Raw genomic sequence first — 12,894 nt, forward strand, 5'->3', positions numbered from 1 at the left:
TGGATGGCCGCAGCAGGCCCATGCAGGATGACCTTCCTGTTCGATGGCAGTTCACCATGCGAACCTGAAGGTTTCATCCTGTGCAATCAAACACAATGAAATCGACGCAGCGTTGCAAAATTCCGCATGACCGCAACGATCACCGCAGGATCAGATCGCCCCGCCGGTCAGCCGCTGGCAGATCAGGTCAAGCTGGTCGAGCGTCTTGTAGCGGATCACCACGCTGCCCGTGCGCGGATCGGTATCGGCGTTGATCGTCACTTTCAGGCCCAGGAATTCCTCAACATGGGCCTGGACCGCGGCGATATCGGCGCTGTCGGAAGGATCGCGTTCGGCGCGGGCGCGGCGGGGGCCTGCCTCGGGCTTTGTCGCGCGCTTGGCCATGCGTTCGGCATCGCGCACCGAAAGGCCCTTCGCCACGATTTCCTGCGCCAGCGGCAGCGGATCGGGCAGCACGGCTAGCGCACGCGCATGGCCCATCGACAGGTCGTCGCGCTGCACCATGTCGAGCACTTCTTCGGGCAGCGACAACAGGCGCATGAGGTTGGCCACATGGCTGCGCGACTTGTCGACGAAGCGGGCGATTTCCTGCTGGGTCAACCCGTCGTTGTCGGACAGGCGCTGATAGGCGCGGGCCTCTTCCACCGGGTTGAGGTCTTCGCGCTGGAGGTTTTCGATGAGAGCCAGCGCGGTCACTTCGCGCTCGTCCAACTGGCGCACGATCGCCGGAATTTCGTGCACGCGGGCACGCTGCGCAGCGCGCCAGCGGCGTTCGCCGGCCACCAGTTGATAGCGCCCCCCGGCAATCGGGCGGACGATCACCGGCTGGATCACCCCGCGCGCGGCAATGGATTGAGCCAGTTCGTCCAGCGCTTCCTCGTCGAAATGGCGGCGCGGCTGATCGGGGTGTGGCTCGATTTCAGCGACTGACAGCAGCGCCACGCCCGTGGTGGCACGAGCCGGTGCCGCAGCGGAAGCCCCTGCCCCGTTGCCGGCCGGTGCCGTCGGACGGACAAGCGACTCCTCGCGCCGGGTCTCGCCCAGCAAGGCGCCCAGCCCCCGGCCAAGTGCGGCGCGCTTCACCGGTGCCTTGACGCCCTCTTCGCCGCTCATGCCGCCTTCCTCCGTTCCGGCAGGCGCCCGATCAGCTCGCGCGCCAGTTTCATGTAAGCCTGCGACCCCGAGCAGGCGTGGTCATAGATCAGCGCCGGCAGCCCATGGCTGGGCGCCTCGGACAGGCGCACGTTGCGGGGGATCACCGATTCGAACACCAGATCGCGCAGGCACGACCGCACGTCGTCGGCCACCTGGTCGGTCAGGCGGTTGCGCCGGTCGTACATGGTGAGCACGATGCCCAGGATGCCCAGATCGGGATTGAAGCGTTCCTGCACGCGCTCCACAGTCTGCAAAAGCTGGCTAAGCCCTTCCAACGCGAAGAATTCGCACTGCAGCGGCACCAGCAGGCTATCGGCCGCAGCCATGGCGTTGAGCGTCAGCAAGCCAAGGCTGGGCGGGCAATCGATCAGGCAGATTTCGTGCTGGGTATCGCGGTAAAGCGCGGCGCGCAGGCGGCCGGTGCGATCGTCCACGCTGACCAGTTCCACTTCCGCGCCCGACAGATCCACCGTGGCAGGAATGATATCCAGCCCGGGAATGCGCGTGGGGACGGCGCACTCGGCCACCCCTGCCCCATCGATCAGCATGTCATAGGAAGACCGCTCCCGATCCGCGGCGTTGAGGCCGATGCCGGTGGAGGCGTTGCCTTGGGGATCGAGATCGACCAGCAGCACTTTCCAGCCCGTAGCAGCCAGGGCCGTGGCGATATTGATAGCAGTGGTGGTCTTGCCCACCCCGCCCTTCTGATTCGCAATGGCGATCGTGATCATCGACGGGAGCCTCGTTGGGAAGCACCACCCGCATGGGCAGGCTTCGGGGGATGGCCACCCAGCAAGCGGCCGGCGATCACACCGGCGGCGGGATCGGTCAGCGATTGTTCCACGTGAAACACATGGCGCCAGGTTTGGGCCAGTATAGCCAATTCTTGCGCGGCCTTCGCCCCTTTTGGCAGCAACCAAACCGTTTCCGGTGTGGAAAAACGCGCGGAAATCGTCAGCAACTTGTCAAGCGGCGCAAATGCCCGCGCGGAAAGCACCGCATGGGCTTGATCGGGCAAGTCTTCCACCCGCGCCAGCACGACCTGCACCCGATTCAGCCCCAAGGCTTGCACCGCGCGCGACAGCCACTCGGTGCGCAGTCGGCGCGAATCGACCAGCGTGACCGGACGTTCGGGCTGCAGCGCAGCGATCACCAGCCCGGGAAAACCCGCACCCGTACCCAGATCCAACCAAGAACCGGCGGGCAATGTTTCACGTGGAACAGCGAGCAGCTGCGCGCTGTCGACAATGTGGCGCTGCCACACCATCGGGATCGTGCCCCGTGCGATCAGGTTCTGGCGCTCGTTCTCTTCCACCAGCAGATCGACCAGCCGCGCCAGGCGCGCCATGGTGGCGTCATTGGCGTCCAGCGTCTGGCGCAGCCAATCCTGCGCCTCGGCCTCGCTCGTGATCGAGGCGGTCATGCCGCCACCATGCGACGGCGCGCGTGGACCAGCAGGCTGGCAAGCGCCGCCGGGGTAATCCCTGCCAGCCGCCCGGCTGCCGCGAGCGTCTCGGGCTGGGCCGCGCTCAGCCGCTCGACCATCTCGGCGGAAAGCCCCGGCACTTGGGCATAGGGGAAGCCCTCCCCCAGCGGCACGTTCTCGTTGGCGCGCAAGTCACGCAGCTCGGCCTCCTGTCGCGCCAGATAGGGGGCATAGGCGGCGTCTTCCTCCACCTCTTCCACCAGCAAGGCATCGGCGGGCATGGCGTCACCTAGCCATGGCGTCAGATCCGCCAGGCTGACTTCGGGGAAGCGCAGCCATTCCATCAGGCTGCGCCGCGCACCATCGGCGCGCACGGCCAGACCAGCCCGCGCCATTTCGCTGGGCGTGGTCTCCTGCGTCAGCGCCGCTTCCAGTTGCCCGCGCGCGTCAAGACGCCGCTCGAACCAGGCGCGGCGCTCCGGTCCAACACAGCCCGCCGCCAGCGCCAATGGCGTCAAACGGGTAGTGGCATTGTTGGCGCGCAGGCGCAGGCGATATTCGGCCCGTGCGGTGAGCATGCGATAGGGCTCGCTGACGCCATGCAGCGTCAGGTCATCGATCATCACCGCCATATAGCTGGACCCGCGATCGAGCGGTGCAGGCGCCGTGCCCAGCACCGCCGCCGCCGCATGCATCCCGGCCACCAGCCCTTGCGCGGCCGCTTCCTCGTAGCCGGTGGTGCCGTTGATCTGCCCTGCGCAATAGAGGCCGGGAATCGCGCGCACTTCCAGGCTGGGCCGCAAGGCGCGCGGATCGATGTGATCGTACTCCACGGCATAGCCGGGCACGACGATCTCCACCTGCTCCAGCCCCTCCATCGAGCGCATCATCGCCAGTTGCACATCGGCCGGCAGCGAAGTGGACAGCCCATTGGGATAGACGAGATGGTCGTCCAGCCCCTCCGGTTCCAGAAACACCTGGTGGCTGTCGCGGTCGGCGAAGCGGTGAATCTTGTCCTCGATCGACGGACAATAGCGCGGGCCACGTGCGCCGATCGCGCCGGTGAACAAAGGCGAGCGATCCAGCCCGCCGCGAATGATATCATGCGTGCCGGCATTGGTGCGGCTGATACCGCAAAAAATCTGCGGCAGCGGGCGCGTTGTGCTGAGCGGCGACATCGTCCAGGGATCGGCGTCACTGTGCTGTTCCTCCAGCCACGACCAATCGATCGTTCGGCCGTCGAGGCGGGGTGGCGTTCCGGTCTTGAGCCGCGCCATCGGCAAGGCGGCATCACGCAATTGTGCGGCCAGCCGATGTGCAGCGTCTTCGCCGATGCGCCCCCCCTCCATCCGTTCCTCGCCGCGAAACAGACGGGCGCCCAGGAACGTGCCTGTGCACAGCACGACGGCCGATCCATCCAAAATGGACCCATTTGATAACGTAACGCCCGTTACGTTACCGCCAACCAGGCGGAGCGCCGCGGCCTCTCCCGCCACGACGGTAAGGCCTTGCTGGTTGTTGACCACGGCCTGGACCGCGGCCTTGAATCGCTTGCGGTCCGCCTGCACGCGCGGCCCCTGCACGGCGCTGCCCTTCGATCGATTGAGCATGCGATAGTGAATCGCCCCGGCATCGGCCGCCCGCGCGATGACGCCATCGAAGGCGTCAACTTCGCGCACTAGGTGCCCTTTGCCCAGCCCGCCGATCGCCGGATTGCAGCTCATCGCCCCGATCTTGTCAGGATCGAAGCTCACCAACGCGGTACGCGCGCCCATCCGGGCAGCCACGCAAGCCGCCTCGACGCCGGCATGACCGCCGCCGACCACGATGATATCGAAGGAATGCATGCCCCTGCCCTAACGCTCTGCGTGGCTGGGGTCAAACTTGTGTTTCACGTGGAACAATGTCGGGCTCGGTCGTGAGCCCTTTCGACAGGCTCAGGCGAACGGATATAAAGGGTAGAATTTCCCCGAACCCCGTTCGGGCTGAGCTTGTCGAAGCCCCTGCGCCACCGCCTCACTTGCCGATGCAGAACCGACCGAACAGCGCATCGAGCATGTCCTCAGTCCCGGCCCGCCCGGTGAGCGCATCGAGCGCGCGGCGGGCCAGGCGCAGTTGCTCTGCCGCGAGGAGAGGATCGCGTTCCTCCCGCGCGGCGGTGAGCGCCGCATGAACTTGCACAAGAAGATCGTGCTGACGCGCGTTCAACGCTGCTTCCCCCGGCGCGGGCAGACTCGCACGCGCGTGGGCGACCAGATCGCGGCGCAGCGCGTCGACGCCTTCGCCGGTGTGGGCGGACAGGCGATGGCGGGGGCTGGCCTTGGCGGAGGCGGCAGGATCGTCGGCGCGGGCGGCCAGCTCCCACAGCGCCAGGCCCTGCGGCCCTTCCCCCTCGGGACCGAGCCACAGGATAAGGTCGGCCTTCGCCGCTTCCGCACGGGCACGCGCGATGCCGATCCGTTCGATCTCACCCGCGCCTTCCTCACGCAGGCCGGCGGTGTCGGCAAACGTAAACGGCACGCCATCGATGGCGACGCTACGGGTCAACACATCGCGCGTGGTGCCGGGCTCGGCCGCGGTGATTGCAGCTTCGGAATCGACCAGCGCGTTGAACAAGGTGGACTTGCCAGCATTGGGCGGCCCGGCCAGCACCACGCGAAAGCCTTCGCGCAGCGGTTCGGCGCGCGGCCGATCAAGCCAGGCTGCGATACGGGTAGCGAGGTCGGCGGTGCGATCGCCGAAGCCCGCCGGCAGTAGCGCGCCCCCTTCCCCCACGTCATCCTCGTCAGAAAAGTCGAGCAGCGCTTCAAGCTGGGCCGACAGCGTGAGCACGCCCTGGCGCCAATCCTCCACCCGACGCGACAGCGCGCCATCGGCCATGGCCAAAGCGCTGCGTCGCTGCAATTCGGTTTCGGCACTGAGCAGGTCGGCCAGGCCCTCGGCCTCGTTCAGGTCGATCCGCCCATTGAGAAACGCGCGCCGGGTGAACTCTCCCGCCTGCGCGCCACGCAACCCCGGCAGGCGGCTCAGCGCTGCAAGCACGGCGCCAACCACAGCCCGCCCGCCGTGGAGGTGAAGCTCGGCACTGTCTTCCCCGGTTGCCGTCTGCGGGCCAGGCAGCCAGAGCACCATGGTCGCATCGAGCAGGCTGCCGTCGATGGGATCGACCAGCCGGCGAAAGGTTGCCCGGCGTGGGCTGGGCAGCTTGCCCGAAAGTGCCGCGAGTGCAGCACCAGCCTGTGCCCCGCTGATCCGCACCACGGCGATGCCAGCCGGCGGTGCCCCGGAACTGAGGGCGAATATGGTAGAGTTCTCGCTCATGCCCCGCCGCTTATCACGCGGCAGAAGGCACGCCTACTTCTTGTCGCCGCTCATGCCCGCCTTGAAACCCGCCATTGCGGCGCCGGCGCCCTGCTCCATGAATTGCTGGAACAGCTTGAGGCCCATTTCGCCCATCGGCGCGAGTTGCTTGGCATAGCCCTGCAACTGGTCAACGCTGCTCACGCCCTGCATCGCCTTGGCCAACGCATCGACATAGACATCGTTCGCGCGCGACACATCGGGCAGGCCCAGAAAGCGCCGGGCTTCCTCCGGGCTGCATTCGATTTCGACATTCACTTTCATGGCTGGGCTCTCCGAACGTGTCACGCTTGTGCGGCAAAGGTGTCATAGTCGCAGCGGCGCGCCAAGCGGGAGATCCACCGAATTGGCAAGCGCATCGATCAACGCCGTTGCGACGGATCAATGCGCCAGCACGGGCGTTGTTTCACGTGGAACACGAAGGGCACGGCGATGACCGCACGATGGCCCTTCTTGCAGGGGAGACAGATCATGCAGCTTGGATTGGCCGCCTGGCACCGCGCGATGCTGGCCGGATGCCCGCAGGACTTGTTGGCCGAACTCGTGGCCGAAGATGCCGTGTTCCATTCTCCGGTGCTGCACACCCCGCAAGTGGGCCACCAGGCGGTGAGCCTGCACCTTTCGGCCGCCTGTGGCGCCTTGTGCCAGGGTGGGCTCGCCTATGTGCGCGAACTGGTCGATGGGCCCGAAGCGGCGCTGGAATTCGAAGCCACGCTGGACGGTGTGGCGGTGAACGGCGTGCACTTGCTGCGCTTCGACCTTGAAGGCCGGATCATCGATTTCAAGGTTCTGGTGCGGCCCTTTGCTGCGGCGGACCTGCTGTGGCGCAAGATGGCCGAGGCGCTGGAAGACGACTGAGGTTGTTATGCGGGCGTTGCGCTCTGGCCCTTCGACAAGCTCAGGGCGAACGGGGAGTTGGGTGAAATGGTCTCGAGGTTCTGTTTGGGCTGAATCTAGATCCCGTTCGGGCTGAGCTTGGCCGAAGCCCGCCGTCCCCAAATGCAAAAAGGCGGGAAGCCTTTGGGGCCTCCCGCCTTTTTGTGCGCAGCAAAGCTTTGGAAAGCTTACTGGTTCATGGTCGCAAAGAAGTCTTCGTTGGTCTTGGAATCCTTCATCTTGTCGAGCAGGAATTCCATCGCGTCGACCGTGCCCATCTGCATGAGGATGCGGCGCAGCACCCACATCTTGCCGAGTTGGTCGCGCGGCACGAGGAGTTCTTCCTTGCGCGTGCCGCTCTTGCCCACGTCGAGCGCGGGGAAGATGCGCTTGTCGGCCACCTTGCGGTCGAGCACGATTTCCGAGTTGCCGGTGCCCTTGAATTCTTCAAAGATCACTTCGTCCATGCGGCTGCCGGTGTCGATCAGCGCGGTGGCGATGATCGAGAGCGAGCCGCCTTCCTCGATGTTGCGCGCGGCGCCGAAGAAGCGCTTGGGGCGCTGCAGGGCGTTGGCGTCCACACCGCCGGTCAGCACCTTGCCCGAGGACGGGACCACGGTGTTGTAGGCGCGGCCGAGACGGGTGATCGAGTCGAGCAGGATGACCACATCGCGCTTGTGTTCGACCAGGCGCTTGGCCTTTTCGATGACCATTTCGGCCACTTGGACGTGGCGCGTGGCGGGTTCGTCGAAGGTGGAGGAGATGACCTCGCCCTTCACCGAACGCTGCATGTCGGTCACTTCTTCGGGGCGTTCGTCGACCAGCAGGACCAGCAGGAACACTTCCGGGTGATTGTCGGTGATCGCCTTGGCCATGTTCTGCAGCAGCACGGTCTTGCCGGTGCGCGGCGGCGCCACGATCAGCGCGCGCTGGCCCTTGCCCTGCGGGCTGACCAGGTCGATCACGCGGGCGGACTTGTCCTTGACCGTGGGATCGAGCGTGTCGAGCTTCAGGCGCTCGTTGGGATAGAGCGGGGTGAGGTTGTCGAAGTTGACGCGGTGGCGCACGGCGTCGGGATCGTCGAAATTGACTTTCATCAGGCGGGTGATGGCAAAGTAGCGCTCGCCGTCCTTGGGCGCGCGGATTTCGCCTTCCACCGTGTCGCCCGTGCGCAGGCCCCACTTGCGGACCTGGTTGGGCGAGACATAGATGTCGTCCGGCCCGGCCAGATAGTTCGCTTCGGGGCTACGCAGGAAGCCGAAGCCGTCGGGCAGCACTTCGATCGTGCCGATGCCGAGGATTTCTTCCCCATCTTCGGCCACTTCCTTGAGGATGGCGAACATGAGGTCCTGGCGGCGCATCGTGCTTGCGCCTTCCACGCCCAGCTCTTCGGCCATTTCGACCAGCTCGGCAGGGGTTTTCTTTTTGAGTTCTTTAAGATGCATTTCGTGTGTTCCGTCAGCGGAATTAGGCTGGAAAATGGCCGGCGGGCCGATGGGCTTGGGGAAAGCAGGCCGTCAATCGCGACGGGCGCGATTGCATGATTTGCCGGTCGACAGCGGCGTTATGCCGGGAATGGGGCCGCGTCAATTGAGGAATGGTGATCTGGGGCCGGGTTGCGGCCAGCGTCAGCGCATGGCGTCGGCCACCCTCAAACCCCCTCCTCTTCAGAGGAGGAGGCTTTCCTGTTTGCTTAGAAAGGCTTGATGATCACCAGGATCACGATGATCGCGCCCAGCACGCCGGGCACTTCGTTGAGCAGGCGCAATTGCTTGCCGGTCAACCGGCGTTCGCCCCGCGCCAGGGCACGGTGATAGCGCGCCAGCCAGATGTGATAGCCGGTGAGCGCCACCACCAGCAGCAGCTTGGCATGCAGCCACCCTTGTGTGAACCAGCCGCCGGTGATGGCCATGGCAAGGCCCAGAATCCACACCACCGCCACGCTGGGTGCCATGATGATCTTCATCAGCTTGCGCTCGCGGTCGGTCCACACCGCGTTGTCGGGCGAATTGACCGGGGTTTCCTGGTGATAGACGAACAGGCGCGGCAGCATGAACAGCCCCGCCATCCAGAAGATCACGAAAATGACGTGGCCGGCCTTGAGCCAGAGATAGAGCATCGAGAGCACCTGGAGCATGAGGGGTCTTTTACCGTCTGCGCAAAGGGACTGGAACGGCCTTTCGACAGGGAACGCAACACGCGCCGAAACGGCCCCATGGCATCTCGGCCTTTGCCGGCCTGATTGCAAGAACCTTGCCCGCTGGGGTATGCAGCACGGCATCGAAGGGGGAAACCAAGCGTGCAGGCCGGCCGGCAATTGCTGATGCGCCATCCGCGCCTGGGCCTGGTGGTCCTGGCGCTGGTGCTGGGCCTGCGCGTGCTGATCCCGCCCGGGATGATGCCGGTGCCCGATGGCGCACGCGGCATCGTGGTGGCGCTGTGCGATGGCAATGGCCCCGCGACGCTCCGCACGGTGTTGCTCAAGCCGGACGCCCGCGCGGCGAACGATCCGCGCAAGACCGACGGCAGCGCCAATCCCGGCCCTTGCGCGTTCGGCGTGCTGGCCGATGCCCTGATCGGTGGCGGGCAGCCTGTGGCCCTGCCCTTGCCGGTCGCAATTGCCACACCGCTGGCACCGCACCGCGCCGAAGCGCTCGCCCTCGCAGCCTTGGCCCATGCGCGGCCGCCGGCAAGGGCCCCGCCGGCCTTGCCGATCGCCTGATCCTTCGCATCCGCGTTTCAGCATGGCCGCCCCCGAGTGTGGGCGCGCCGCCCATCGGGATTTTCCGATCATGTCACGTCATTTTCTGGCAGCCACGGCGGCTGCCCCGCTTGCGCTTGCCGTTCTGCCTACTTCCGCCCTCGCCTGCGCCAGTTGCGGTTGCACGTTTACCTCTGACTGGCTCAACCAAGGCCTGGTGACCCAGCCCGGCCAGGCTGTGACGCTGCGCCTGGACTATGTGCCGCAAAGCCAGTTGCGCACCGGCACGACCAAGGTGGATACCCGCAACATCGACATTCCCAACGAGCGCGAGATCGAGCGCTGGACCGACAATGTCTATGTCACCGCCAGCTACGATCACCAGTTTGCCAACGATTGGGGCTTCAACGTCTCGGTGCCGTTCATCGTCAGGCCCCACGCCACGATTGCCGAGGACACCGATAGCGAAAGCCGGTCCCGCACACACGGGTTGGGCGATATCCGCCTGACGGCGCGGTGGCAGGGCCTGTCCACTGCCAAGGGCGTTACCGGGTTGCAGTTCGGCCTGGTCCTGCCCACCGGGGCCTTTCACCAGACCTTCCGCAGCGGGCCGGCCCAGGGCGAAGAGGTCGACCGCGGGCTTCAGCCTGGCACGGGCACGACCCAGGCGGTGATCGGTGCCTATCACTACCGCCGCCTGGGCCAGGATTTCGCCCTGATGCTCCAGGCCCAGGCGCAGATCGCACTCAATGCCCGGCAGGACTATCGCCCCGGTACGATCGGCGAAGGATCGGTGGCAGTGCAATGGCTTGGCCTGGGCCGCGTGGTGCCCCAGCTGCAGGTCAATGCCCGGATCAACGCGCAGGACAGTGGCTTGAATGCCGATGTGGACAACAGCGGCGGCGAACAGGTCTACCTGGCGCCGGGCCTGACCGCGCCCTTGGCCGCGCGGGTTTCTGCCTTCGCACACGTCCAGCTGCCGCTCTACCAGCGGGTGATCGGCTGGCAGTTGGCGCCACGGGTCAACCTGGCCGCCGGCCTCACCGCGCGGTTCTGACGGGGGGTGGATCGTTGGGATGGAGGGAAGCGCATGGCATTCCCTCCATCCCCGGTCTTATGGCGTGGGCTTGAGCCAGCGGGCCAGCCAGCCAAACACGCTCTGATGCCACTGCAGCGAGTTCTTGGCCTTGAGCACCCAGTGGTTCTCATCAGGGAAGACCAGCAGTTCGGAAGGGATGCCCCGGCGCTGCAAGGCGGTGAAGCTGGCCAGGCCCTGGGTATAGGGAATGCGGAAATCGTTCTCGCTGGTGATCACCAGCATCGGCGTCTTCCACTGCGCCACGTGGTTGACCGGGTTCCACTTTTCAAAGGCTTCGGGCGCCTCGAAATAGGCGTGGCCGCCATGCTCCCATTCGTCGAACCACAGTTCGTCGGTTTCATAGGCCATGGCGCGGGCATCAAACACGCCGTCGTGCTGGATGATGCACTTGAAGCCATCAGGCCACTGCCCTTCGATCCAGTTCATCATGTAGCCGCCATAGCTGCCGCCCGCTGCGCAGGCGTTGGCGGTATCGACCGCACTATCGCGGGCCGCCGCGGCCACCATCCCCAGCTTCAGGTCCTGCAGCGGCTTGCCGCCCCAATCCTGGTTGATGCTGTCGGTGAAGGCCTGACCATAACCGGTGGACCCGTGGAAATCGATGGTGATCGCGGCATAGCCTTGCGCGGCCCAAAGACGCGGGTTCCAGCGCGTGGACCAGCTATCGTTGAACGACCCTTGCGGCCCGCCGTGCACCAGCAGCACCGTGGGCAGCTTGCCCGTGGCGCCCGCCGGCTTGAGGATCTGGCCCCACACGGTATCGCCATTGGCCCCGGCGAACGAAAAGCGCTGGACGGCAACCGGCGCCATGGCGGCAAGCGCGCCGGCGTCAAGGTCGGTCAGGCGCGTTGCCGCCTGGCCAGGCTTGCCGAGGTAAAGCTCGGGCGCGGCATCGATCGAATCGCGTTTGAGCAGGAATGCCCCGCCCTTGAGTTCGGCGATCTGGGCAACGTGGCCTTCGCGGCCCTTCTGGAACGCCAGCCGCGTGGCCTTGCCGCTGGCCAGATCGACGCGGAAGGCCGGGGTATCGAGCACGTCCTGCGCCGTGACGATCAGCGCCTTGCTGTCGGCGGTGAACGCCAGCGAACTGGCGGAACGATCCCAGTCCTGCGTCAGCGGGCGGCTTTGCCCGGTCTTGAGGTCCATCAGTTGCACGACCAGGCGATCGGCTTCGTACCCGGCGCGCGCCATGGCCGCCCAGGCGAGCCAGCGCCCGTCGGGCGAGACGGCCGGCGTGGTATCGGTGCCGCGGTTGCCGGCCGTCAGGTTGCGCGGTGCGCTGCCATCGGCCGGTGCCCACCACAGGTCGAGATTGGTCGAGCGGGGCTCATCACGATCGGCCTGGCGCGCGGCATAGATCACGGCGGTGGAATCCGCGCTCCAGGTCAGTTCGCTGCCGTCGCCGAACGGCTTGCTGGGCGCGTCACCCACCAAGCCGCCCTTGGCAGGATCGCCATCGAGGGCGTGGCCGCTGGCCGGATCGACCTGCCCGGCCTTGAGCGTGAACGCGAAAATGCGGCTATGGATGCCCGGCGTTTCCCAGGCGTCCCAATGGCGCACGAAACCGGCGCCATCGCGATAGAGCCGCCCGGTGCCCGGCCCGGGCAGGCCGGTGTTGCCATCGCCGTGCGGCAGATCGGCGCAACCGCCAAACGTGGCGCAGGCGCGCGCCACATCACCCCACACCGCCAACCGCGTGCCATCGGGCGAAAGCTTGAAACCGGCCACTTCGGCGGCAAGGTCGGTCACCTTGACGGGGCCGCCGGCAGAGCCATCGGCGCCGGTCTGCACCGACCAGACCTGCGCGGTCTTGCCATCCTTGTCCGAAAGGAACCACAGCCGCCCATCGGGGGCAAAGGCCGGATCGCTTACGCTGCCCTGCCAGTCGAGCTTGACCGGCTTGGCCCCCTTCCTGTCCAGCGCCAGCAGCCACAGCGCGGTGCTGCGCTTGTAGCTTTGCGGGTCGGTGGTGGTGACGGTGTAGGCCGCCAGGCGCCCATCGGCGGAAACGGCAAAGCTGCCCAGGCGGGGGAGCGTGACGAGATCCTGCGCGGTCATGGCCGGCGCAGACGGCGCAGGGGCCGCTGCAAAAGCGAAAGGCGCCGTGCCAAGGGCCAGCGCCGCGAGCGAGAGCTTGAACGTGTTCATGGCAGGCATGGGTAGCCTGACCCTCGCCCAGCGCAAGGGGGAATGGCAGGCCGGAACGCATCGCCGCCGGTTGCCGCAAAAGGCGATGGGCAAGAACGCTTTGCCCAGGCCAAGACCGACGGCATCAGC

At 66.2% G+C, this 12,894-nt stretch carries 12 protein-coding genes; 3 read left to right on the forward strand and 9 right to left on the reverse strand.

From position 1 onward, the window contains the following. Nucleotides 1-150: 150 nt before the first annotated feature. The 6 genes from R9J51_RS03445 to R9J51_RS03470 form a co-directional block, all read right to left on the reverse strand. Complete coding sequence (locus R9J51_RS03445) at nt 151-1,113, reverse strand: ParB/RepB/Spo0J family partition protein (RefSeq protein ID WP_168555719.1); 963 nt, start codon at nt 1,111-1,113, stop codon at nt 151-153. Beyond that, nucleotides 1,110-1,886, reverse strand: a complete 777-nt coding sequence (locus tag R9J51_RS03450; protein ID WP_168555720.1) for a ParA family protein — start codon at nt 1,884-1,886, stop codon at nt 1,110-1,112. The genes R9J51_RS03445 and R9J51_RS03450 overlap by 4 nt, the downstream gene beginning before the upstream one ends. Beyond that, the gene (gene rsmG, locus R9J51_RS03455; protein WP_179505875.1) at nt 1,883-2,578 is read right to left on the reverse strand and encodes a 16S rRNA (guanine(527)-N(7))-methyltransferase RsmG; all 696 of its coding nucleotides are present in this window, start codon (nt 2,576-2,578) and stop codon (nt 1,883-1,885) included. The genes R9J51_RS03450 and rsmG overlap by 4 nt, the downstream gene beginning before the upstream one ends. After that, nucleotides 2,575-4,428: a tRNA uridine-5-carboxymethylaminomethyl(34) synthesis enzyme MnmG gene (gene mnmG / locus R9J51_RS03460; protein WP_179505876.1), complete on the reverse strand. Its 1,854-nt coding sequence runs from the start codon at nt 4,426-4,428 to the stop codon at nt 2,575-2,577. The genes rsmG and mnmG overlap by 4 nt, the downstream gene beginning before the upstream one ends. Before the next feature lie 169 nt (nt 4,429-4,597). Beyond that, a complete protein-coding gene (gene mnmE / locus R9J51_RS03465; RefSeq protein WP_179505877.1) occupies nt 4,598-5,902 on the reverse strand; it encodes a tRNA uridine-5-carboxymethylaminomethyl(34) synthesis GTPase MnmE in 1,305 nt (434 codons plus the stop codon). 33 nt (nt 5,903-5,935) lie between these two features. Beyond that, nucleotides 5,936-6,205 carry a DUF6489 family protein gene (locus tag R9J51_RS03470; protein ID WP_179505878.1) on the reverse strand — a complete coding sequence of 90 codons (270 nt, stop codon included), beginning with the start codon at nt 6,203-6,205 and terminating at the stop codon, nt 5,936-5,938. A gap of 207 nt (nt 6,206-6,412) precedes the next feature. Between R9J51_RS03470 and R9J51_RS03475 the strand changes: the two genes are divergently transcribed. Next, entirely contained in the window at nt 6,413-6,799 is a 387-nt protein-coding gene (locus R9J51_RS03475) for a nuclear transport factor 2 family protein (RefSeq protein ID WP_179505879.1), read from the forward strand. 206 nt (nt 6,800-7,005) lie between these two features. Here R9J51_RS03475 and rho read toward each other — a convergent pair whose 3' ends face one another. Both rho and R9J51_RS03485 read right to left on the reverse strand, forming a co-directional pair. Then, nucleotides 7,006-8,262 carry a transcription termination factor Rho gene (rho, locus tag R9J51_RS03480; protein ID WP_168555725.1) on the reverse strand — a complete coding sequence of 419 codons (1,257 nt, stop codon included), beginning with the start codon at nt 8,260-8,262 and terminating at the stop codon, nt 7,006-7,008. A gap of 248 nt (nt 8,263-8,510) precedes the next feature. Next, nucleotides 8,511-8,954 carry a CopD family protein gene (locus R9J51_RS03485; protein ID WP_169475707.1) on the reverse strand — a complete coding sequence of 148 codons (444 nt, stop codon included), beginning with the start codon at nt 8,952-8,954 and terminating at the stop codon, nt 8,511-8,513. A gap of 162 nt (nt 8,955-9,116) precedes the next feature. On the opposite strand from R9J51_RS03485, the gene R9J51_RS03490 reads away from it, so the two are divergent. Both R9J51_RS03490 and R9J51_RS03495 read left to right on the forward strand, forming a co-directional pair. Next, nucleotides 9,117-9,539 carry a hypothetical protein gene (locus tag R9J51_RS03490; protein ID WP_179505880.1) on the forward strand — a complete coding sequence of 141 codons (423 nt, stop codon included), beginning with the start codon at nt 9,117-9,119 and terminating at the stop codon, nt 9,537-9,539. Nucleotides 9,540-9,609: 70 nt separating this feature from the next. After that, the gene (locus R9J51_RS03495; protein ID WP_179505881.1) at nt 9,610-10,575 is read left to right on the forward strand and encodes a hypothetical protein; all 966 of its coding nucleotides are present in this window, start codon (nt 9,610-9,612) and stop codon (nt 10,573-10,575) included. Between the two features lie 57 nt (nt 10,576-10,632). Here the strand turns inward: R9J51_RS03495 and R9J51_RS03500 are convergent, their stop codons facing one another. Beyond that, nucleotides 10,633-12,774, reverse strand: coding sequence for an LpqB family beta-propeller domain-containing protein (locus tag R9J51_RS03500; protein WP_432787809.1), 2,142 nt, complete (start codon nt 12,772-12,774; stop codon nt 10,633-10,635). Nucleotides 12,775-12,894: the final 120 nt, after the last annotated feature.

This window comes from Novosphingobium rhizosphaerae (assembly GCF_050920675.1).
Lineage (GTDB): Bacteria > Pseudomonadota > Alphaproteobacteria > Sphingomonadales > Sphingomonadaceae > Novosphingobium > Novosphingobium rhizosphaerae.